This window comes from Sorangium sp. So ce362 (assembly GCF_051519845.1).
GTDB lineage: Bacteria > Myxococcota_A > Polyangia > Polyangiales > Polyangiaceae > Sorangium.
This window is the reverse complement of the sequence record NZ_CP150332.1, coordinates 10745521-10769021: the sequence shown is the minus strand read 5'-3', so window position 1 is coordinate 10769021 and position 23501 is coordinate 10745521. Positions and strand designations below refer to the sequence as shown.

7 protein-coding genes are annotated in these 23501 nt (G+C 74.1%); all 7 read right to left on the bottom strand.

From position 1 onward, the window contains the following. From WMF17_RS41400 to WMF17_RS41370, 7 genes are read right to left on the bottom strand one after another with little or no spacing between them, the layout of a single operon-like run. Positions 1-7833: an amino acid adenylation domain-containing protein gene (locus tag WMF17_RS41400; RefSeq protein WP_437646497.1), complete on the bottom strand. Its 7833-nt coding sequence runs from the start codon at positions 7831-7833 to the stop codon at positions 1-3. A gap of 9 nt (positions 7834-7842) precedes the next feature. Further along, positions 7843-8892 carry a TauD/TfdA family dioxygenase gene (locus tag WMF17_RS41395; protein WP_437646496.1) on the bottom strand — a complete coding sequence of 350 codons (1050 nt, stop codon included), beginning with the start codon at positions 8890-8892 and terminating at the stop codon, positions 7843-7845. After that, entirely contained in the window at positions 8889-9110 is a 222-nt protein-coding gene (locus WMF17_RS41390; protein ID WP_437646495.1) for an MbtH family protein, read from the bottom strand. The genes WMF17_RS41395 and WMF17_RS41390 overlap by 4 nt, the downstream gene beginning before the upstream one ends. Before the next feature lie 32 nt (positions 9111-9142). Next, on the bottom strand, positions 9143-11521 hold the full coding sequence (locus WMF17_RS41385) for a penicillin acylase family protein (protein WP_437646494.1): 2379 nt from the start codon (positions 11519-11521) through the stop codon (positions 9143-9145). Continuing rightward, positions 11518-13335, bottom strand: coding sequence for a cyclic peptide export ABC transporter (locus WMF17_RS41380; RefSeq protein ID WP_437646493.1), 1818 nt, complete (start codon positions 13333-13335; stop codon positions 11518-11520). The genes WMF17_RS41385 and WMF17_RS41380 overlap by 4 nt, the downstream gene beginning before the upstream one ends. Next, complete coding sequence (locus tag WMF17_RS41375) at positions 13335-18143, bottom strand: type I polyketide synthase (RefSeq protein WP_437646492.1); 4809 nt, start codon at positions 18141-18143, stop codon at positions 13335-13337. The genes WMF17_RS41380 and WMF17_RS41375 overlap by 1 nt, the downstream gene beginning before the upstream one ends. Beyond that, complete coding sequence (locus WMF17_RS41370; RefSeq protein WP_437646491.1) at positions 18140-23494, bottom strand: amino acid adenylation domain-containing protein; 5355 nt, start codon at positions 23492-23494, stop codon at positions 18140-18142. The genes WMF17_RS41375 and WMF17_RS41370 overlap by 4 nt, the downstream gene beginning before the upstream one ends. Between the last annotated feature and the right edge of the window lie 7 nt (positions 23495-23501).

The following is a 23501-nucleotide window of genomic DNA, read 5'->3' as shown; positions in this document are numbered from 1 at the left end:
TCACCTTTGGAGCTCGTCGAGGAGATCGCTCCACTCTTCCGCGGAGAGGCCGGCATCGGGGGACTCGGGGGCGGGCGGCGGCGCGGGCGGCGCCTCCATCGGCGCGGCTGTCACGGTCAGCTGCGCCGCGGCCTCGGCCACGGTCGGGTGCTCGAAGAGCAGCTTGGGCGAGAGGCGCAGCCCCCGCTGGGCGGCGCGCGCGATGACCTGCAGGGTGACGATCGAGTCGCCGCCCAGCTCGAAGAAGTTGTCCTCGACGCCGACCTGCGCGCGGTGCAGCACCTCCGCCCAGACCTCCGCGAGGATCCGCTCCGCCTCGGTCCGGGGCGCGACGTAGGGGCGATGGCCGAGCGCCGCCGCCTCGGGCGCGGGCAGGGCGCGGCGGTCGACCTTGCCGTTCGGGGAGAGCGGCAGTCGCTCCAGCGCCACGATCTGCGCCGGCACCATGTACGCCGGGAGCGCCTCGCCGACCCACCCGCGCAGCGCCTCCGGGTCGAGGGCCGACCCGTCGCGGCCGGCCACATAGGCGACGAGGCGCTTGCCGCCGTGGGCCTCGTCGCGCGCGACAACGACGGCCTCCTGGACCTCCGGGTGCTGGAGCAAGCGCGCCTCGATCTCGCCGAGCTCGACGCGCAGGCCGCGGATCTTGACCTGGTGGTCGAGGCGGCCGAGGAACTCGATGGCTCCGTCGGGCCTGTGGCGGGCCAGGTCTCCTGTCCGGTACAGCCGTCCGCCGGGCGTGGACCCGAACGGATCGGGCACGAAGCGCTCCGCGGTGAGGGCGGGCCTCTGGTGATAGCCGCGCGCGAGCCCGACGCCGCCGATGTACAGCTCCCCGGCGACGCCCACCGGCGCCGGGTGGCCGTGGCGATCGAGCAGGTAGACCTGCGTGTTGGCGATCGGGTGTCCGATGGGCACCGAGGCCGAGGCGTCGTCTCGCCGGCAGGCCCAGGAGGTCACATCGATGGATGCCTCGGTCGGTCCATAGAGGTTGTGGAGCTCGGCGCCCAGCCGCTCGAAGAACCGCCGCGCGAGCTCCGAAGTCAGCGCCTCGCCGCTGCAGATGACCCGCCGCAGCGACAGGCACGACGCCGCCCCGGCCGTCTCGAGGAACGCCTGGAGCATGGGGGGGACGAAGTGCAGCGTGGTCACGCCGTGGCGCGTGATCAGCTCAACGAGCCGCTCGCCGTCGCGGTGGTCGCCGGGCCTCGCGACGACGAGGCCCGCGCCGGTCATCAAGGGCCAGAAGAACTCCCACACCGAGACGTCGAAGCTGAACGGCGTCTTCTGCAATACGCGGTCTTCCGCGGTCAGCCCGTACCGCTCCTGCATCCACTGCAGGCGGTTGAGCAGGCCACGGTGGCTGTTGCCGGCGCCCTTGGGCCGCCCGGTCGAGCCCGAGGTGTAGATGGTGTAAGCGAGGTTGTCCGGCGACACCGGGGTCGCGAGATTGCCTGTCGGCTCCCTGTCGATCTCGGCGCGGCCTTCGTCCAGGCAAAGCACCTCGGCGCGGTGCGCGGGCAGGCGCGACGCGACGGGCCGCTGGCTCAGCAAGACCGGCGCTCCCGCGTCCTCGAGCATGAAGGCGATCCGATCGGCGGGATACTCCGGGTCGATCGGCACATACGCCCCGCCCGCCTTCAGGACGCCGAGCAGCCCGACGACCATCTCGATCGAGCGCTCCGCCGCGATGGCCACGAGCCCGTCCGGCCCGACCCCGCGCCGCCTGAGCGCGCGCGCCACCTGATTGGCGCGCTCGTTCAGCTCTCGATAGCTCAGCCGCTTCTCCTCGAAGATCACGGCCACGGCGTCCGGCGCTCGCTCCGCGTGCGCCTCGAAGAGCTCGTGGACGCGCCGCCCGTCCGGATACGCGCACTCGGTCGCGTTCCACTCCGTCACGACGCGCCGGGACTCCAGCTCGCCGGGGAGCGAGAGCTCGCCGACGGGCGCCTCGGGGCGGCGGGTGAGCTGCCGGAGCGCCCCTTCCACGAGGCCGAGCAGGCGGGAAGCGGTCTCCTCGTCGAATCGCCGCCGGTCATAGGACAGGCGGAGCTGGAGCTGGCCTCCCGGCAGGACGCCCAGGGTGAGCGGGTAGTTTGTCTGGTCCGCGAACGAGACGTCGCGGACGTCGAGGCCGGGCAATCCCTCCTGGGTCCGAGGATCGGTGGGATAGTTCTCGAAGACGAGCAAGCTCTCGAACAGCGGCTGTCCCGCCGGGATCGCGCTGTACGTCCGCGTCTGCGCGAGCGGCGTGTGCTCGTGGGCGCCGAGCTCGGTGATCGTCTTCTGGAGATCGCGCAGCCAGCTCGCGACGGTGGCGGCCTGCGGCACGGCCACGCGCAGGGGCAGGGTATTGATGAAGAGCCCCACCATGGCCTCGATCCCGGCCAGCGGAGCCGACCTCCCGGCCACCGTGATCCCGAAGAGCACGTCGTCGCTGCGGGCGGATCGGCTGAGCAGGAGCGCCCAGGCGGCCTGGACGAGCGTGCTCGTCGTCACGCGGTGCTGCTGCGCGAAGCGCACGAGCCGCGCCGTGGCCGACCCGGACAGCGCGACGATCTTCGCCCCGTACCCGGGCGCCTCGTCGGTCGACGCCTCGCGCGTCACGCGGTCGAGGGGCAGCGGCGTCGCCGCGCTGAAGCCCGAGAGCGCGCCTCGCCAGAACGGCTCCTCGGCGCTGGCGTCCCGCTCGCGCAGCCACGCGATGTGCTCGCGATAGCGCCGGCGAGCCGACAGCGCGACCGCGCGGCCGCTGCGCAGGGCGTCGTAGGCGACGAAGGCGTCCTGCAGCACGAGGGACGCCGCCCACCCGTCGAGGAGCAGGTGATGGTGGCTCCAGAGCACGTGGTACGCCTCGTCCCCGAGGCGCAGGAGCGAGACGCGCATCAGCGGGCCCCGCGCCAGATCGAAGCCCCTCGCGCGATCCGCGTCGACCCGGGCGGCCACCCGCGCCAGGTGCTCCTCGTCCCCGGCGCCGCGGAGGTCCTCGATCTCGATCGCCACCGCCTCCACCGCGCCCCCGCGCCGCACGACCTGGAGCGGCTCGTCGGCCCCTTCCCACGCGAAGGTCGTGCGCAGGACGCCGTGGTGGTGGACCACGGCCTCCCAGGCCCTGCGGAACGCGTCCACGTCGAGCGCGCCCTCCAGCCGGCACGTCACCTGCTCGACGTAGACGCCGGAGCCGGGCTCCCACAGGCTGTGGAAGAGCAGCCCTTGCTGGAGCGGGCTCAAGGGATAGACGTCCTCGACGTCGCGGCCGGCCCCCAGCAGGCGGTCCAGCCTGGCCTGGTCGAGCCGCGCGAGCGGGAAGTCCGAGGGCGTGTACCCTCCGCTGTCCGGCGCCAGGCAGTGCGCGACGAGGGCGCGCAGCCGCGCCGCGAAGTCCTCGCTGAGCCGCGCGATCGTCTCGGGCCGGTAGCGGGCTCCGCTGTGATTCCACATCACGCGGAGGCGCCCGTCGACGATGGCCGCGTCGACCTCCAGCTCGTAGCCCCGCGGCGTGCGCAAATCCTGGGTGCGCCCGACGTCGCCCTCGGCGTGCGCGAACAGCGGGCTCGACGCGAAGAGGTCGTCCCACTGCCCGAGGTAGTTGAAGCTCACCTGCGGCGCGGCGTGCTCGCGCAGCCGCGCCGCGCGCTCGTCCTCGCTCAGGTACCGGAGCACCCCGTACGAGGCGCCGCCCCGGGGGACGGCGCGGAGCTGCTCCTTCGTCGCCTTGAGCACGCCGTCGGGCGCCGCGCCGGCCGGGACCTCCAGCCGGACGGGGTAGATGCTCGTGAACCACCCGACCGTCCGGGAGAGATCCACGTCGTCGAGCGCGTCGCGCCCGTGCCCCTCCAGGTCGATGCGCACGGCCGGATCGCCCGTCCACCGCGAGAGCGCCCCGGCGAAGGCCGCGAGCAGGATCTCGTCCACGCGCATCCGGTACGCGGGCGTCGCCTGCTGCAGCGCGCGCGTGTCCTCGGCGGCGAGGAACTGGGTCAGATGGACGGTCTCCGCCTCGATCGACCCGCCGGCCGGATCGTCCGCGGGCAGCGCCGCCGTGGGGCGGCTCGCGGCGAGCCACGCCTCGGCCTGCCACGCCGCCGCCTCGGATCGGGCGTGCGCGCACAGGCGCCGGGCGAACTCGCCGAAGGAGAGGGTCTCTTCCGGCAGCCGGATCGCCTCGCCGCTGCCGAGCTGCCGGTAGGCGGTCTGGAGATCCTCGAGCAGGATCCGCCACGAGACCGCGTCGACCACGAGGTGGTGCGCGACGAGGAGGAGGCGGCCCGGGCGCTCCGGGCCCAGATCGAACAGCACCGCGCGGAGGAGCGGCCCCTCGGCCAGGTGGAGCTGGGCCTGGTGCTCCCCCGCCGCCCTGGCCAGCGCCGCGGCCTGCGCCTCGGCGGGGAGGTCCGACAGGTCGACCCGCGCGACCGCCGCGCCAGCCGATCCCGCGGTGCGCTGGCGCCATCCGCCCGCCTCGCGCGTGAACCGCAGCCGCAGCGCGCCGTGGTGGTCGGCCGTCGCCTGGACCGCGGCCGTGAGCGCCTCGACGGAGATCCGCTGCCGCAGCTCGAGCAGCACGGTCTGGTTCCAGTGGTGCGGGTTCGGCCCGCCCAGCTCGAAGAACCAGCGCTGGATCGGCGTGAGCGGCGCGTCGCCGGCGAGCTCCGCGACCGGCGCCGGGGCCGGCGCCGCCACCGCGGCCGGCGCCGCCATCGCGGCCAGATCGACGATCGTCTGGTGCTGGAAGAGCTGCCGCGGCGTGAGCGCGAGGCCCGCGGCCCGCGCGCGGGAGACGACCTGGAGCGCCAGGATCGAGTCGCCGCCCAGCTCGAAGAAGTTCTCCTGGACCCCGACCGCCGGCCGTCCCAGGAGCGCCGCCCAGATCCCCGCGAGCGCCACCTCGGCCTCGGTGCGCGGCGTCGCCGCCTCGCCGCTCGGCGCGGCCGGCGCCGGCAGCGCGCGCCGGTCGATCTTCCCGTAGGGCGTGTGCGGCAGCTCCTCCAGCACCACGAACGCCGACGGCACCATGTAGTCCGGCACCTGCTCCTTGAGCGCGCGTCGCAGCTCCTCCGGCGCCACGTCCGCGCTGGCCGCGACGTACGCCACGAGCCGCCGCTCCTCCGGCCGATCCTGCCGCACGATCACGACCGCCTCGCGCACCCCGGGCTGCTCGCCGAGCCGCGCCTCGATCTCCCCGGGCTCGATCCGGAAGCCGCGCAGCTTCACCTGGTGATCCACGCGGCCGGCGAACTCGAGCTGCCCGTCCGCGCGCCACCGCGCCCGGTCCCCCGTCCGGTAGAGCCGCTCTCCTGGCCGGTCCGCGAAGGGATCCGGGACGAAGCGCTCCGCGGTCAGATCCGGGCGCGCCCAGTACCCGCGCGCGAGCCCCTGGCCTCCGAGGTACAGCTCTCCGACGACGCCGGCCGGCACCGGTTTCCCGGCGGGATCGAGCACGTACGCGCGCGTGTTCGCGAGCGGCCGGCCGATGGGGACCGCCCACGCCTCGCGCGGGTCCACGGCGGCCGACAGGTTGCCGACCGTCGCGGTCACGGTGGTCTCGGTCGGGCCGTAGGCGTTCAGCAGGCGGACGCGCGCGGCGTCGGGCGACGCCCGCCAGGCGCTCACCCGCTCGGGCAAGGCCGCCTCGCCGGTGATGACGATCTGCCGGAGGCACGGCGGCAGGGCCGCGCCCTCGCCGAGCTCCGCGACGATGCGGTGCCAGTACATGGTCGGCAGCACCGCCGCGGTCACGCCCCACGCGCCGCACGCCGCGAGGAACCCGGCGACCGACTCGAGCATCGCCTCGGTGCGCAGCACGAGCGTCGCGCCTCGCGCGAGGCACGGGAAGATCTCCTCCGCGCTCGCGTCGAAGCTCAGCGACGCGAACTGCAGCACCCGGTCGCGCGACGAGATCTCGTAGACCCCCGCCGCGACGTCGACGAAGCTCGCGATCGCCCGGTGCGGGACCACGACGCCCTTGGGCGTCCCGGTTGAGCCGGACGTGTAGAGAATGTAGGCCGTCTGCTCGGGCGCCGGCTCGCCGGCCGGCGGCGCGGAGGGCTCGAGGCGCACGCACGTGAAGGAGGCGTCGAGCCGGATCACCGCCACGCCGGGGGGCTGCTCGGCCGCCGCGTCGCCCTGGGCGATCACCACGCGGATCCCGGCGCCGTCGATCATCGCGGCGACCCGCTCCCGCGGGAGGTTGGGATCGAGCGGGACGTAGGCCCCGCCCGCCTTCATCACGCCCAGCACCGCGGCGATCATCTCGATCGAGCGCGGCAGGCAGAGGCCCACGCGGACCTCCGGCCCCACGCCTCGCCGCCGGAGGAGCTGCGCCAGCTGGTTGGCCCTCCGATCGAGCTCGCCGTACGTGATCTGCTGCGCCTCGTGGACGACGGCCGTCGCCTCGGGCGCGCGCGCGGCCTGCTCCTCGAACATCCGGTGGACGGCGCGCGGGGTCGCGCGGAGCGCCCCTGTCGTCCTCCACCCGAGCACCTGCCGCTGCTCCTCGGCGGCGAGCATCGGCAGCTCCGACAGGCGCGCCCCGGGGCTCGCCGCCGCGCCTGCGAGCAGGCGCAGGAGGTGGTCGGCCATCCGCGCGATCGTGGCCTCGTCGAACAGGTCGGTGTCGTATTCGAGGGCGGCCGCCAGCCCGTCCTCGTCGGGCGCGACGTCGAGCGACAGATCGAACTGGGCGCCGCCCACGTCCAGATCGAGCAGGCGCACCCCGAGGCCCGGGATCTCGAGCGTCTGCCGGAGCACCGGCTGGAGCGCGAACATCACCTGGCAGAGCGGCGCGTGGCTCAGGTCGCGGACCGGGCTCACGGCCTCCACCACCTGGTCGAACGGCACCTCCTGGTGCGTCTGCGCCGCGCGCACGGTCCGCGTGACCCGGCCGAGCAGCTGCGCGAACGAAGGATCCCCGGACAGATCGGTGCGGAGCACGACGGTGTTGGCGAAGCAGCCGACGAGCCCTTCCAGCTCGGCCCGGCTCCGGTTCGTCACCGGCGTGCCCACGCTGACGTCGGAGGTCCCCGCGTGGCGGGCGAGGAGGGCCTGGAACGCCGCCGTCAGCACCGCGAACAGGGTCGTCTCCTCGCGCCGCGCCAGGGCGCCGAGCTCCGCGGCGAGCGCGCCGGGCACGCGGAAGAAGCGCCGCGCTCCTTGGTAGCGCTGGGTCGCCGGCCGGGGGCGATCCGTGGGCAGCTCCAGCACCCCCGGCTGTCCTGCCAGCTGCCTCGTCCAGTAGGCGAGCTGGGTCTCGAGCAATCCGCCCTCGACGCGCTGGCGCTGCCAGTGCGCGAAGTCCGCGTACTGGAGCGCCGGATCGGCGAGCGGGGCGGGCCGGCCCGCGACGAACGCCGTGTAGAGCGCGGCGAACTCGCCGAGGACCAGGCTCGTGGACCACCCGTCGAAGACGATGTGGTGGACCACCCACAGGAGGACGTGCTCTTCCGATCCGAGCCGCAGGAGCGTGAGCCGGAGGAGCGGGCCGCTCGTGAGGTCGAACGGCCGCCGCGCCTCGCGCTCGATCAGGCGCCGGACCTCCGCGTCTCGCTGCGCCGGCGGCAGGACGCCGAGGTCGAGCCGCTCGAGCCGCGCCGCCCCGTCGGGCTGGACGATCTGGGAGGGCTGCCCGTCGACGACGGCGAACGTCGTGCGCAGGATCTCGTGCCGGCGCACGATCTCGGAGAGGCACCGCTCCACCGCGGCGACGTCGAGCGATCCGGTGAGCCGCACGGCCGTGGCCAGGTTGTAAGAAGCGCTCTCCGGCTCGAGCTGGGCGAGGAACCACAGCCGCTCCTGGGCGAAGCTCATCGGAAAAACGAAGACATCCTCACGCATGAAAGAACCTCAAGAGGCTTTGGCCCGGTACGGCTCGGCCATGGCGACAAGGACCTTGCGCGGGCCGCGGAAGGGCGCGCGCCCGTGGGCGACAAGCATGTTGTCCGCGAGGAGCACGTCCCCCTCTCGCCAGGCGAACTCCACGGCGAGCTGCCCGTACACCTCGCGGATCTCGTCGAGCGCGGCGCCCTCGATGGGCGATCCGTCTCCATACAGCGCGTTGCGGGGCAGGTCTTCCTCGGCGAAGATCGAGAGGAGCGCCTCTCGCGCGGCCGGCTCCAGGTTGGAGACGTGGAACAGGTGGGCCTGGTTGAACCACACGTGCTCTCCGGTGCGCGGGTGGGTGGCCACGGCCTGGCACACCTGGCGTGTGCGCAGCTCGCCGTCGGCCTTCCACACGCACTCGATGCCTGCCGCCCGGCAGAAGCGCTCGACCTCGGCCCGGTCGTTCGTGCCGAAGACCTTCTGCCACGGCAGGTCCAGGCCGTTTCCGTAGTTGCGGACGTACATCACCTTCTTCGCCGCAAAGCGCTCCCGTATCCGGGCCGGGATGCGCCGGAGGACCTCGCGGCTGTCCGCGAGCGGGGTGCTGCCGCCCTCGAGCGCGGCCTGCGCGCAGTGAAACCAGATCTTGAGGGGCCAATCGAGCGTGTACGACTGCTCGTTGTGAAGGGGGATGTGCTGGTGAGCGGGGTACTCCGTCGACGTGTAGATCCGGTCCTGCACGTGGGAGCGCGGCGTCGACCCGAACGTGTAGTCGAGGAGCTCCGGCGTCACGAGCCGGACGAAGGCGTGAAAATCGGCGAGCGATCGGACCGGGAAGCCGCGGAACAGCACCGCTCCGTGCCGGGTCAGCTCCTCGTCCGCGCACGCCCGGATGGCCGCGGCGAGCGCGGGGACGCTGGACGCGTCGCCGCGGCCGAGCGGGCTCACGACGAGCGGCAGCGCGCCGCCGGGGAAGCAGGACCGCGAGAGTCCCGCCGCCTCGCCCCGCGCGGCGCCCTCGGGCGTCGCCTCGGGCGTCGCCTCTGACGTGGCCAGCGCGCTCGAGTCGCTCACGACCCCTGTCCCTCTTCCATCTGCTTGCGCAGGCTGAGCGGCCGCATGTCGGTCCAGACCTCCTTGATGTGATCGAGGCACTCCGCCTTGCTGCCGGTCTTGCCCGCGTCGCGCCAGCCGACCGGGTTTTCCCGGTACTCGGGCCATATCGAGTACTGCTCCTCGTGGTTCACGACGACTTTGTAAATGGTGCTGTCTTCGTGCTCTTCGCTGGCCATGGACTCCTCCGTTCGAGATGTGGTGTTCGATGTCATCGACGCTCGGGAACGAGCGTGATCGTGTGCGCGGCCGGGCCCGCCAGGAGCGGCAGCGGGCGCCCGTCGACCCACGCGCGCTGCTGATCGCGGTAATGGGGCGACGTCGGGTCGCCTGATTGCCCGGCCGGCATGTGCAGGATTCCCTCCGTCTCGTGCCCCGGCGAGACGACGAGCCGCTCGCTGGCGCCGAACCTGCGGCTCGCCAGGCGCACGCAGGAGCCGCACCCCGGGAGCGGCTCGTCGGGCATGTTGAGGCGCGCGGCGAGCTCCGGGCTCGCGCCGAGCGGGTGCGCGATCCGCACCCGGTTCACCGCGCCCCACTCGAGCTGATCGAGGGGCCGTGCGCCGTGCTCCTGCCGGAGCGTCGTCATGGCCCTCTCCAGCGCCGCGAGGACGAAGGCGTCCCAGCCGCCCTCCGGCGCCGGCACGAGATCGGGCGACCGCTCGTCGAGCGCGCGCTGCAAGGGCGTGTCGATGTCGGGCAGATCGAGCTCCAGGGTCGGCTCCGCGGCGCGGCTCGGGGCGAGCCACGCGGCGAACACCTCGTCGGCCAGGGCGCGCCGGAACCGCGAAAGGAGCGGCAGCCCGACGCTGGACGCGTCCGCCCGGCCGTCCCACGCCGTCAGCGCGCGCCGCGCCTCGGCGAGCGCCGGCCGCCTCGACGCGGCCTCCTCGCCGAGCGCGCGCAGCGCGAGGTCGCGGTAGAAGCCGAAGTGCTCGGCCCGCGTATCGAGCTGCACCGCCAGCAGGTCCGCCTCGGCGACAGGGCGCGCCTCGCGCAGGCGTTCGGTGATGCGGTAGGCGCGGTAGCCGTGCGCGTAATCGCGGCCGAGCACCGGCGCGCCCTCGGCGAGCGGCATGCGGTGGTTGGCGTTGACGACGAACCCCGACGGCGGATCCACGACGCGCGGCAGCGCGGCGGGGGGCAGGTAACCGTCCCAGCCCGCGCGCCCGTCCGCCCAGGAGACGCTGACCGCGCCGTCGAGCCCGCGCCGCCGGGGCATGCGCCCGGTCACCGTCCACGCGACGCGGCCGCGCCGATCCGCGAGCAGCACGTTGCACCCGGGCCCGCCGGCGGCGTTCACCACGTCGGCCGCCTCGTCGACGCTCCGGGCCCGATCCATCTCGAGGAGCCCGAGGTCGACCCCCTCCGGATCGAGCGCTGTCCAGCGGATCGCGACCGGCCCTCCGAGGAGCGGCCGCGGCGCGACAGGCCCCCAGATCGTCCTGCGGACCGTGACGGTTGTGTCGGGCCCGCCGCGGACCTTGATCGTCTCCTGCGCGACGTCGAACCGCTCCCAGCCGGAGGGCGTCCGGTACGCGTCGGGGCGCTCGGGGTGGACCTCGATCCGGACGAGGTCCATCACGTCGCCCATCAGGTTGGTCATGGCCCAGGCGACATGGCGGTTCGTCCCCACGATGAGGACGGGCACGCCGGGCAGCACGACGCCCGCGAGCTCGCTGTCGCCATAACGGAGCTCCGCGCGATACCAGATGTTGGGAACGCCGAGCTCCAGGTGCATGTCGTTCGCGACGATGGCGCGGCCGTCTCGCGTCCTCTGGCCGGCCACCGCCCAGCCGTTCGAGCCGACCGGCGCCTCGCCCGCGTCCTCGCCGAGCACGCCCGCGCTCGGCGCCCGCGTCCTCCGGCTCTGCGCCACGAGCGCCCGCAGCTCCTCGACCGGCAGCGGCGGCGACGCCGGCGCCTGCGCGCCGAGCAGCGCCTTCGTGTAAGGGTCGGTGTCCTCGAGCAGGAAGGACGTCACGCCCTTCGGGAGGCTGCGTGTCAGGACCGTGTGCATCCGCTCCGCGTCCTCGGTCGCGCTGAGGGCTCGAAACATCTCCAGCACGACAAGGACGCTGTCCTCGGGGCGCCACGGCTCGGGCCGATAGCCCAGCTGGCGAAACTCGACAGGCAGCGTCTGCGCGCCGCGGAGATAGGCGTTGACGCCCTCGGCGTACGCGTCGAGCGCGGCGCGCTGGCTGCCGGGCAGGCGCGCCAGGATCGCCGCCGCGGCCTGCGGGACGCCGTACAGCCGCTGCCGGGTGTCGGCCTCCAGCAGATCGCGCCCGAGGACCTCCGCGAGCCGTCCTCCGCTGCTCCGCCGGAGCAGGTCCAGCTGGAACAGCCGATCGCGCGCCGTGACGAAGCCGAGGGCCCGGAGGGCGTCCTGCCGCGAGGCGGCGCGGATCGCGGGGATCCCCAGGCGATCGGACGCGATCGTCACCGCGTCCTCGAGGCCGGACACGGTCACCGCGCTGCCGGCGCGCGGCGCCGGGGCGCGGGTGGCGCCCTGGGGGGCCTCCGCGCAGCCGGCGATCGCCAGCGGGATGAGCGCCGAGAGGAGGCGTGAGCGGACGTTGCGCCTCATACCTCGTGCTCCGTCGCCTTCAAGGCCTCGTGACCGCGGACGCCGGTCTCCAGCGCGGCCTGCTGCTCGAGCTGGAGGCGGAGAGCCTGCGCGGATCGGGCCCGGCCGCCCTCGTCGACGCGGGCGCTCGCGGCGTGCGCTTCCCGCGCCGCTCGCGGCTCCACGCCGGTCACGGCGGGGGCCGCGGGCAGCTCGGTCAGGCGGCCGAAGTCGAGCCGCAGGCAGCGATCCGCGAGCGCGAAGTACTGGTCGTCGTGCGTGATCACGAGGACGGTCTTGCCCCTCGCCCGGAGCTCCGGCAGGAGCTCGGTGTAGAAGATCTTCCGGAACTGCGGGTCCTGGTCGGAAGCCCACTCGTCGAAGACGTAGAACGGCCGGTCCTCCAGGTAGGCGGTGAGCAGGGCGAGGCGCTTGCGCTGCCCCTGCGACAGCCCGCTCACGCGGAGGGCGCCCTCCTCGACGCGCACCCGGTGATCGAGCTGCAGCCGCTCGAGATAGCGGCGGGCGCGCTCGTCGACGCCGGGGCCGCTCAGGCCGAGCAGCTGCTCGAAGAGGTAGTATTCCGCGAAGACGACCGAGAAGAGCTGTCGATACGGCTCGCGACGCGCGTCGTCGACGGGCACGCCGTCGAGCCGGATCTCGCCGGACTCCGGCGTGTAGAGGCCGAGGAGCAGGAGGGACAGCGTCGTCTTGCCGCTGCCGTTGCCGCCCACGAGGTACACGATCTCGCCGGGCTTGAAGGTCAGATCGATGGGCCCGAGCTGGAAGCTCCCGTCTTCCTTCTCGCGGTAATAACGGTGCGTGACGCCGCAGAGCTCGATGCGCTCCCAGGCTGCGCGCGCGCCCTCCGCGCCTGCCGCGCGCGGCGGCGCCTGCGGTGCTTCGATCTCCGGCGTCAGCGCGAGGCCGAGCTCGCTCACCTTCGAGAGCGCGATGCTGGCCCGCCCGACGGCCGGCAGGAGCTCGACCGTCTGCGCGAACGGCGTCAGCAGGAAGAGCATCGCCAGCACCACGCCGGACATCGCCGGCGCCGTCAGCCCTGCCCAGGCCGGGAGAGCGAACAGCGTGAGCCCGAGGACGGCGTAGAAGAGCAGCGTGCCCCAGCCGATCGCGATGGAGAACTCGGTCGTGCCCGCCACGAAGTCCCGCTGGTACGTCGCGAGGCTGCCGCCGAGGGCGTCGTAGAGGAACGCCCGCCCGCGCCCGCCGTGCATCTTGAGCTCCTTGATCCCGCTCGTCAGCCCGCGGAAGTGCTGGAACAGGGCGTCGCTCGTCTCGCGGGCGCGCGCGAAGGAGCGGATCGCGCGCCGGTCGTGCGCCCGGAAGAGCACGGCGCCGATCCCCATGGCGCCGAGCACGATCCCCAGCGCCGGCCACGAGATCCGCCCGATATAGGCCAGGCAGCCGAGGACGGTGGCCACGTTGACGCACAGGAGGGGCAGGACGACGTACGCCTGCGTGATGACGGCCGGATCGTCGTTGAGCGCCGCCAGGAGCCGGTGGGGGCCGAGCTGCTCGACGCGGCGCAGCGGCGCTTCGAGGATGCGCCGGCTGAGCTGCATGCGAAGCTCCGCGATCATGGCCTGTCCCAGCCGGGTCAGGAGCACCTGGGAGACGGCCTTGCTCAGCACGCCGAGGGCGGCGAGCCCCGCGAACGCCCACGCCAGCTGCGCGGCGGGGCGGCCGTCTGCGGAGAGCGCGTCCTGGACGAGCGCGATGATGCCGGCGCCAGAGAGCCCGCTGATCACGCCTGTGGCGATGGCGAGCAGGAGGGGCCGGAAGGCGCGGCGCACGAGGAAGCCGAGCACGCTCATCACCCGTTCTCCTTCGGTTCCTTCGAGGGGACCGGCTCGCCGTCCGGGCGCGCCGGCGCCTGCGCGCCCTCGGCGCCTGGGCGCCGCCGCGCGGTCCGGGGCAGCGCGATCAGCGCCGGCTCGGGGCTCGCGGGCGCTTGCCCTCGCGCCTTGTGGACGCGCTCCGCGAGCGCGGCCACCGTCGGCCGCTCGAAGAACTCGCGGAGCGGCACCTCCACCTGGAACGTCTCCCGGATGCGGTTGAGGATCTGCAGGGCGAGGAGCGACTCGCCGCCGAGCGCGAAGAAGTCCTTCCCGGGGTCGATGGGATCGAGGCCGAACGCCCGCGCCCAGATCGCCGTCACCTGCGCCGTCACCGCCTCGGGCGAGGGGCGCTCGGCGGCGCTGGCGGTCGCTGCTCCGGCGCGCCCGGGCGGCTCGCGGCTGCGGTCGGCCGCGGCGGCGTTGCCCGCGCCGAGCCGCCTGGCCAGTGCGGCGCCCTCGTCGTCGCTGGGCAGGCCGTGGAGCGGGCGGACCGAGACGATCACCTGCGGCAGCGCCGCCTGGCTGAGGACGCGGTGGAAGACCTGCTGCCCTTCCTCCGGGCTCATCCCGTCGAGGATCACGTCGTCGAGCCCCAGGGCGAGGAGGCGCGCTTCGGCGCGGGCCGCCATGCCGACGTTTCGCCAGCGATCGAGGTTGACGGAGACCGTGTACGGCCCCGCGCGGCGCGCGCAGGATTGCGCGAACGCGTCGAGGAACGCGTTGGCGGCCGCGTAGCCTGCCCGCGCGAGGCCGCCGCTCAGCGCGGTGACCGAGGAGCAGAGCAGGACGAAGTCGGGCTGGAAGGAGCGCGCGATCTCGTCGAGCGCGAGCGCGCCGAGCGCCTTCGGGGCCAGCTCCGCGTCGAGCGCGTCCGCCGTGAGCCGCTCGATGAGCCCGCCGCCCGCGACCCCGGCTGCGTGGATCACGCCGTGCAGGGCGCCGAACCGATCGATCGCCTCGCGCGCGGCGGCGCGCATCTGCGCCGCGTCGGTGACGTCGGCGCGCAGCGCCACCACCTCGGCGCCGGCCTGCTCGAGCGCCTGCAGCCGCAGGCGCTGTTCGTCGGTGGGAGCCGAGCGGCTCGTGAGGATCAGCCGTGCGCGCGTGGTGCGGGCGAGGTAGTCCGCGAGCCATAGCCCGACGCCGCCCAGCCCGCCGGTGATGAGGTAGACGCCGCGCTCTCGCAGCAGGGGGGGCGTTCCCTGCGCCGCCTTCAGCGGGACCTGCTCGACGGTGGGTATCCAGCGGTGGGGCCCGCGGTACGAGACGACGGGGTCGTCGGCGTCGGATCGCGCCTCCGCGAGGATCCGCTCGACGACCCCATCGACCTCCGCGGCGTCTGGGCGGGCGGCCTCGAGGTCGATCATGCGGCAGCGGACGAGCGGGTACTCCAGCGGGATGCTCCGGCAGATCCCGAGCAGCGTGGCGTGCTCCGGGCGCAGGGTTTCTCGTCCGGTCAGGTCGTGCAGGCCGCTGGCGAGCGCGACCAGGTGGGCGCCTCCCGGCAGCTTGCCCAGCGTCCGCGCGAGCCAGAGCAGGCTCATCGAGCCCCGGCGCTGCGCATCCTGGAGCGCGCCGGGGTCGAGCTGCGCGTCGCGCGCGCCGTCGAGGCTGAAGGCGTGCACGATCCGCGCGGGCCGCCCTGCGCTCGTACCGAGCTCCCGGGCCAGCGCGGCGTAGTCCTCGGGCTGATCCGGGCGAAGCGTGAAGGCGTGCTCGGTCAGGCGTTCGAAGCGCTCGCCGCTCCTGACCCGGGTGACCCGCCGGCCGGCGCGTTCCAGCCGCTCCACGATCCGGAGGCCGATCTCCACCTGGTCCGCGAAGACGACCCAGTGCGCCTCGTCGCCTCCGGGCGGAAGCGGTTCCAGCGGGGCGCGCTTCCACGAGGGTACATAGAAAAATCCGCCCAGATCAGACGTCCGGGTTGAGATTGGCCCGACCGAGGTTGAGCCGACCGAGGTTGAGGTTGGCCCGACCGGGGTTGAGGTTGAGCCGACCGGGGTTGAGCCGACCGAGGTTGAGGTTGAGCCGACCGGGGTTGAGCCGACCGGGGTTGAGGTCGAGCCGACCGGGGTTGAGGTTGGCCCGACCGAGGTTGAGGTTGGCCCGACCCCTCGCCCCGTCGTCTCGGGGCGGTCCAGCCAGTACCGCTTTCGCTCGAACGGGGTTGCCGGCAGCGCCACGCGCCGTCGGCGCCGTCCCGCCTGCAGGCCGGCCCAGCTCACCGGAGCGCCGGCCACCCAGAGCTGCCCGACCGTATCGAGCAGCGCCGCGCCCGCCGCTCCCGGTTCGCGGACCGCGGGCAGCGACGCCAGCGCCAGCGACCCCGCCGCGAGCTGCCGTCCCAGCGCCGTGAGCGTCTGCCCCGGCCCGACCTCTAGAAAAATCCGCTCCGGCTGCTCCCGCAAGGCCGCCACGCCCTCCGCGAAGCGGACCGTGCTCCGCAGGTGCCGCACCCAGTAGCCCGGGTCCTGCGCCTCGGCCGCGCTGATCCAGGTCCCGGTCACGTTCGAGACCCACGGGATCCGCGGCGCGCGCAGCGTCACCCTGCCCACCGCCTCGCCGAACCCGGCGAGGGCGCCCTCCATCAGGTGGGAGTGGAACGCGCGCGACGTGCGCAGCCGGCGGACCTCGATCCCGCGGCCCGCCGCCTCGCGCTCGACCCGCTGGATCGCCGCCGCCCGGCCCGACAGCACGCACTGCCGCGGCCCGTTGACGGCGGCCAGCGCGACCTCGTCGCCGACCCAGCCCGCCACCTCGGCCTCGGACGCCGACACAGCGAGCATCGCCCCGTCCGGCGTCGCCTCCATCAGCCGCCCCCGCGCCGCGACCAGCGAGAGGGCGTCGTCGAGCGACAGGCACCCGGCCACGCACGCCGCCACGTACTCGCCCACGCTGTGCCCCAGCATCGCGTCCGGGGTCAGGCCCCAGGCCATCCACAGCCGCGCGAGCGCGTACTCGACGACGAAGAGGGCCGGCTGCGTCATCGACGTGCGGTCGAGGCGCTCCGTGGCGTCCTCGAGCTCCGCGGGCGCGGGGAACAGCAGCCCCCGGATGTCCGTGCCCAGGTGGCGCTCGAGCCGCGACGCGCAGGCGTCGACCTCGGCCCTGAACACCGGCTCGGTCTCGTACGGATCGCGCCCCATGTCGGGGCGGTGGGTGCCCTGCCCGGGGAACAGGAACGCGACCGGCCGCGGCCCGGCCACGGCCTCGCCCGTGTGCAGCGCGCCGCTGCGATCGCGGAGCGCCCGCGCCGCCTCCTCCCGCGAGCGGCACACGACCGCGCGGCGGTGGGCGAAGGCCCGGCGCCCGAGCTGCTGCGTGTGCGCGACGTCGCCGAGCTCGAGGTCTGCGTGCGTCGCCACGTGCTCCGCGAGCGCGTCGGTCAGGCGCTCGAGCGACGCGCTCGACCGGGCTGACAGCACGAGGAGCTCGCACGGCCGCGGCGGGTCCGCCTCCGGCCGGGGCGGCGCCTGCTCGAGGACGACGTGCGCGTTGGTCCCGCCGAGCCCGAAGGCGCTCACCCCGGCGCGGCGCGGCGCGACCGTGGGCGTCCACGCCGTGAGCTCGGCGGCCACGTAGAACGGGCTGTTCTCGAGGTCGAGCGCGGGGTTGGGGGCGCGGAAGTGCAGGCTGGGTGGGATGCGCCCGTGCGCCACGGCGAGCGTCGCCTTGATCAGCCCGGTGACGCCCGCGGCCGCGTCCAGGTGCCCGACGTTGCTCTTCACCGAGCCGATCGCGCAGAACCCTCTCCGGTCGGTCGTGGCCCGGAAGGCCTGGGTCAGCGCGGCGATCTCGATCGGATCGCCGAGCGGCGTCCCGGTGCCGTGCGCCTCCACGTAGGCGATGGAGTCCGCCTCGACGCCCGCGGCCGTGTGGGCGGCGCGGATCACGCCGGCCTGGCCCTCGACGCGCGGCGCGGTGTAGCCGACCTTGGCCCGGCCGTCGTTGTTGACGGCGGACCCCTTGATCACCGCGACGATCGCGTCCCGATCGGCGATCGCGTCGTCGAGCCGCTTGAGGAGGACCACGCCCACGCCGCTGCCGCCGACGGTGCCGCGGGCCTCCGCGTCGAAGGCGCGGCAGTGGCCGTCGGGCGACGCGATCGCGCCTTCCTGGTAGAGATACCCGACCTTCTGCGGGACGCCGATCGAGACGCCGCCGGCCAGCGCGAGATCGCACTCGCCGGTGAGCAGCCCCTGGCAGGCCAGGTGCACGGCGACGAGCGACGTGGAGCAGGCCGTCTGCACCGCGATGCTCGGCCCCTGCAGGTTCAGCTTGTACGACACGCGGGTCGTCAGGAAGTCCTTGTCGAGCGCGAGGAGCGCCGCGACGTCGGCCGCCGACTGCAGCCGCGGCCCGTCGGGGAAGAGGTGGGCCAGGTACCCGCTCAGGCTCGATCCGGCGTAGACGCCGACCGGCCCGCGCGCGCGCTCCGGGTCGATCCCGGCGTTCTCGAACGCCTCCCACGCGCACTCCAGGAACAGCCGGTGCTGCGGGTCCAGCGCGGCGGCCTCGCGCGGCGTGAACCCGAAGAGCTCGGCGTCGAACAGGTCGATGTCGCCGAGCACCGCGCGCGCCCGCACGTAGTCGGGCCGCGCGATCAGCGCCGGATCCACGCCCGCGGCGAGGAGCTCCTCGTCGGTGAGGATCGCGACGGACTCGACGCCTGCGCAGAGGTTTTGCCAGAAGGCCGCCACGTCGCGCGCGCCCGGGAACCGCCCGGCCATGCCGATGATCGCGAGCTCCAGGCCCGTACGGGATTCGCCGCTGCTCGGTGTCATTTCTTTGTCTCCTGCTCGCCGCGCCCGCCGCGCCGCCGCGCGAAGATCTCCCCGCGCCGCTGCTGTCCGGCGCTCGCCCGCTCGGCGCTCCGCTCTCCCTCCTCGGGCGCCGGCTCGCTGGCTTCCTGGCTCAAGGCCGCTGCGAGCGACGCGATGGTGGGGTGTTGAAACAGGACGAGCATCGGCAGCGCGCGGCCGAGCTCCTCGCGCAGGCGGCTGTGGACCTTGGCCAGCGAGAGCGAGTGTCCGCCCAGATCGAAGAAGTTGTCGTCAACGCCGACCTGCGGGGCCGAGAGGACGTCTCTCCAGATCGCCGCGATGGCGCGCTCGAGGTCGGTCCGTGGCGGCGTCGTGACCCTGGCCGGCGCGTCGACCAGCTCGGGCGCGGGGAGCGCGCGGCGGTCGACCTTGCCGTTCGGCGACAGCGGCAGCCGCTCCAGCACGAGGATGGGCGCTGGCACCATGTAGGCCGGGAGCGCGTCGGCGAGAAAGTCCCGCAGCGACGCCGGCTCCGGCGCGGCGCCGCCCTGGCCGGCGACGTAGGCGACGAGGCGCTTGCCTCCGTGCGCTGTATCGCGGGCGAGGACGACGGCCTCGCCGACGCCGGGGTGCTGGAGCAGGCGCGCCTCGATCTCGCCGAGCTCGACGCGCAGCCCGCGGATCTTGACCTGGTGGTCGAGGCGCCCGAGGAACTCGACGGCCCCGTCGGGCCTGTGTCGAGCGAGATCCCCGGTGCGGTACAGCCGCCCTCCGGGCGCGGCGCCGAACGGATCGGGCACGAAGCGCTCGGCGGTGAGGGCGGGCCTCTCGTGATAGCCGCGCGCGAGCCCGACGCCGCCGATGTACAGCTCTCCGGCCACGCCCACCGGGACCGGCTGACCGTGGCGGTCGAGCAGGTAGATCTGGGTGTTGGCGATGGGGGTCCCGATGGGCACCGAGGCGGATGTGTCGTGTGGCTGGCAGGCCCAGGCGGTGACATCGATGGACGCCTCCGTGGGCCCGTACAGATTGTGCAGCTCGGCGTCCGGCAGCCGCTCGAAGCACCTGCGCGCGAGCTCGGCCGGCAGCGCCTCACCGCTGCAGACGACCCGGCGCAGCGACCTGCACGAGGCGGCGCCGGGCGTCTCCAGGAAGGCCTGGAGCATGGGCGGGACGAAGTGCAGGGTGGTGACGGCGTGGCGGGTGATGAGGTCGATGAGCCGCTCGCCGTCGCGGTGATCGCCGGGCCTCGCGACGACGAGTCCCGCGCCGGTCATCAAGGGCCAGAAGAGCTCCCAGACCGAGACATCGAAGCTGAAGGGCGTCTTTTGCAACACCCGATCTTCGGCGGTGAGCCCGAAGCGCTCCTGCATCCACTGCAGCCGGTTGAGCAGGCCGCGGTGGCTGTTGCCTGCGCCCTTGGGCCGCCCGGTCGAGCCCGAGGTGTAGATGGTGTAAGCGAGGTTGTCGGGCGAGAGCGTCACGGCGGGTTTGGCGGCGGGCTCTCGGTCGATCTGGGCGCGATCGGCGTCGAGGCAGAGCACCTCTGCGCGGTGGGCCGGGAGGCGCGAGGCGACGGGCCACTGGCTGAGCAGGACGGCGGCGGCGGCGTCGTCGAGCATGAAGGCGATGCGGTCGGCGGGGTAATCCGGGTCGATGGGCACGTAGGCGCCGCCGGCCTTGAGGATGCCGAGTAGCCCGACGACCAGCTCGACCGAGCGCTCTGCGGCGATGGCCACGAGCACGTCGGGCCCGACGCCGCGGCGCCGCAGGGCGTGGGCCACTCGGTTGGCGCGCGCGTCGAGCTCTCGATAGCTCAGCCGCCGCTCGCCGAAGAGGACAGCCACCGCGTCGGGCGTCCGCTCGGCCTGCGCCTCGAACAGCTCGTGCACGAGCCGCTCGCCCGGGTACGCCCGCTCGGTCGCGTTCCAGCCGCGCACGACCTGCCTTTGCTCGTCCGCATCCATCATCGGCAGATCGGACAGCCGGGCCTCCGGCGCGGCGACGAAGCCCTCGAGGATCGCGACGAGGTGCCGCGCCATGCGCGCCACCGTGGTCCTGTCGAAGAGGTCGGTGTTGTATTCCCAGGCGCCGCGCGCTCCCTGGCCGTCCGGGGTCAGGTTGAGCGCCAGATCGAACTGGGCTGTCCCCGTGTCCACCCGCTGCGCGCCGATCGACAGGCCGGGGATCTCCGCCGCCTGCTCGGGCGCCGGATCCATGGCGAGCATCACGTTGAACAGCGGTGTGTGGCTGAGGCTCCGCTCGAGGGACAGCGCCTCCAGCACCCGCTCGAACGGCGTCTCCTGGTGCGCTTGCCCCTCGGTGACCGCCGCCCGGACGCGGGCGATGAGCTCCGCGACGCGCGGATTCCCGGTCAGGTCGACGCGCAGCGCCAGCGTGTTAAGGAAGCACCCGACGACGCCCTCCAGGGCCGCCCGCGGCCGCGCGGCGACCGGCGTGCCGATGCAGACATCGCGCTGGCCCGTGTACCGGTGCAGCAGCGCGAACAGCCCTGCTGCCACCGTCGTGAACAGGGTCGCGCCCGCCCGCCGCCCGAGGGTGGTCAGCCGCGCCACGAGCTCCGGCGGCAGCGCGAGCTCCTCGCGCGCGCCCGCGTAGGTCTGGACCGAGGGTCGCGGTCGATCCGTGGGGAGCTCGAGGGGCGGCACAGGTCCCTTCAGCCGTTCGCGCCAGTACGAGAGCTCCCGTTCGCGCGTCGCCCCCTGCTCCGCCCGGCGCTGCCACAGCGCGTGATCCGCTGGCTGGACCGGGAGCGGCGCGAGCTCCGGAGAGCGCCCCGCCGAGAAGGCGCCGTACAGCGCCCACAGCTCCCGCAGGAGCACGTTCATCGACCAGCCGTCCGCGATCAGGTGATGGCAGGTGAGCGCCAGCGCGTGCTCGCGCTCGCCCTCGCGGACGAGCGTCCAGCGCACGGGCGGCGCCTCGGCGAGGTCGAACGCGCGCCGCGCCTCCTCGCGAAGGAGCGCTTGCAGCGCCGGCTCCCGGTCCTCCTCGGCGAGCGCGCTCAGGTCGTTGATCGGCAGCGCGACCTTCCCGGGCAGCGCGATCCTCTGGACGGGCTGCCCTGCGACCGACGGAAAGCTCGTGCGCAGCGCCTCGTGGCGGGCCGCGAGCGCGGTCACCGCCTGCTCCAGGGCGCTCGTATCGAGGGCACCGGAGAGCCGCAGGGCCGCCGCGATATGGTAGACGGGCGCCCCGGCGACCAGGTGCTCGAGGAACCACAGGCGCTCTTGCACGAGGGACAGCGGCAGTCGCTCCGGCCGGTCACCCGGCGTGAGCGGCGCGGCGCCGGCCGTCGATCCGCCCGCGGGCGCGGCGCCCTGCCTGGCCTCGATCCAGGCCGCCAGCGCGGCGACCGTCGTCGACTCGAAGAGCTGCGCCGGCCCCACGTCGATGCCCAGGGCCTCGCTCACCCGGCCGCTCACCTGCATGGCCCGCAGCGAATCGCCGCCCAGGCTCAGGAACTCCTCGCACCGGCCGACCCGCGCGCGTCCCAGCACCTCGGCCCAGATGTCTGCCAGCGTGGTCTCCAGCGCGGTCAGCGGCGGCTCGGCGATCTCGGCCTCGGCGCCCGCCGGCGCGTCGAGCGTCGATCGCCAGACGGCGTCCAGGGAGCCGTCCAGGAACCGGCCGCGGCACGCCCTCCGTTGCACCTTGCCGCTCGTCGTCCGCGGCAGGCTCCCCGGCTTGATGAGCACGACCGCGTGGACCGCGACCTCGTGCCGATCGGCCACCGCGCCCTGGATCGCCGCGCCGAGCTCCGCCGGATCCGTCGCCGTCGAGGCGCGCCGTCCGAGCTCCTGGACGATGACGACGCGCTCCTCGCCGTCCACGTCCACGGAGAACGCCGCGCCGCCGCCGGCGCGGAGGCCCGGATGGCTCCCCTCGGCGGTGAGCTCGATGTCCTGCGGGTAGAGGTTGCGCCCGCGGACGATGATCAAGTCCTTGAGCCGGCCGGTCACGTAGAGCTCGCCGCGCGAGAGGAACCCGAGATCGCCGGTCCGCAGGAACGGCCCTTCTCCCGTGGACAGCCGCGCTTCGAACGTCGCTGTCGTGTCCTCCGGCCGCTCCCAGTAGCCCTGGGCCACGCTCGCACCGGCCACCCAGATCTCCCCGACCCGCTCGCCCTCGCAGGGCCGGTGCGCCTCGGGATCGACGATCAGCACCGCGTCGTCGGCCGGCGAGCCCCCGCAGCCCACCAGGGTGAGACCGGCTTGCGGATCGCGCGGATCGAGCACGGCGCGCCCCTGCTCCAGCGCGGCGCGGTCGACCGCGCGCACGACCGGCGGCGCGTCCGCCGCTCCGCCGCTGACGAGCAGCGTCGCCTCGGCCAGCCCGTAGCAGGGATAGAACGCGGCGCGCCGGAACCCGGCCGGCGCGAACGCCTCGGCGAAGCGGTCGAGCGTCGCTGCCCGGATCGGCTCGGCCCCGTTGAAGGCCACCTTCCATGATCCGAGGTCGAGCCCTCCCCGCTGATCCGGGGGGATCTTGCGGAGGCACAGCTCGTACGCGAAGTTCGGTCCGCCGCTCGTCGTGGCCCGGTAGCGCGAGATCGCGTCGAGCCAGCGCCGCGGCCGCATCAGGAACTGCTCGGGCGAGAGCTGGATGCACGGCGCGCCCACGTAGAGCGGCTGCAGGATGTTGCCGATGAGCCCCATGTCGTGGTGCGGCGGCAGCCACCCGACGATCACGCTCTCCTCGGTGTGCGCGAACGCGCGCTGGATCAGGAGCTCGTTGCGCAGCAGGTTGCCGTGCGTGAGCACCACGCCCTTGGGCGTCCCGGTCGAGCCCGAGGTGTACTGGAGGAACGCCACGGTCTCGGCCGTCACGCGCGGCGCTCGCCAGGCGTCTTCCTGGCCGTCCCGGACCGTGTCGACGGCCATGCAGCGCAGGTGGCTCAGCTCGGCGAGGCTCGGATCGTCGCGGAGCATCGCCACGGCGCCGAGGAACGCCTCGGTGGTGAGCACGACGCTCGGGCGGCAGTCGCGCACGATGGCCAGCACGCGGAGCAGCCCGCTCTTCCGCTGGGGCAGCGGGACCGGCACCGCGATGAGCCCCGCGTAGAGGCAGCCGAAGAAGGCGGCGATGAAGTCGAGCCCTGGCGGCACCAGGAGCAGCGCGCGCTCCCCCGCCTGCGCGCCGGTCTGGAGCTCCGCGGCCAGCGCGCGCGCCCGCCGATCCAGCGCGCCGTACGTCATCGCGCGAGCGTCCGTCTCCCCGTCGAGCAGGAAGGTATAGGCGTGCGCGGACGGGCGCTGCTCCGCGCGACGCCGGAGCAGCGCGACAAGCGTCGCGGGCTCGGCCGCGCCGCGATCGCTGATCGCACGCTCATGGGATCGGTTCGACTCCATCGCCACC

What these genes read in the sequence shown, in the direction of transcription:
- WMF17_RS41400 (WP_437646497.1), bottom strand. Translation starts at nt 7,833, where the DNA reads ATGCGTGAGGATGTCTTCGTTTTTCCGATGAGCTTCGCCCAGGAGCGG.
- WMF17_RS41390 (WP_437646495.1), bottom strand. Translation starts at nt 9,110, where the DNA reads ATGGCCAGCGAAGAGCACGAAGACAGCACCATTTACAAAGTCGTCGTG.
- WMF17_RS41385 (WP_437646494.1), bottom strand. Translation starts at nt 11,521, where the DNA reads ATGAGGCGCAACGTCCGCTCACGCCTCCTCTCGGCGCTCATCCCGCTG.
- WMF17_RS41380 (WP_437646493.1), bottom strand. Translation starts at nt 13,335, where the DNA reads ATGAGCGTGCTCGGCTTCCTCGTGCGCCGCGCCTTCCGGCCCCTCCTG.
- WMF17_RS41375 (WP_437646492.1), bottom strand. Translation starts at nt 18,143, where the DNA reads ATGACACCGAGCAGCGGCGAATCCCGTACGGGCCTGGAGCTCGCGATC.
- WMF17_RS41370 (WP_437646491.1), bottom strand. Translation starts at nt 23,494, where the DNA reads ATGGAGTCGAACCGATCCCATGAGCGTGCGATCAGCGATCGCGGCGCG.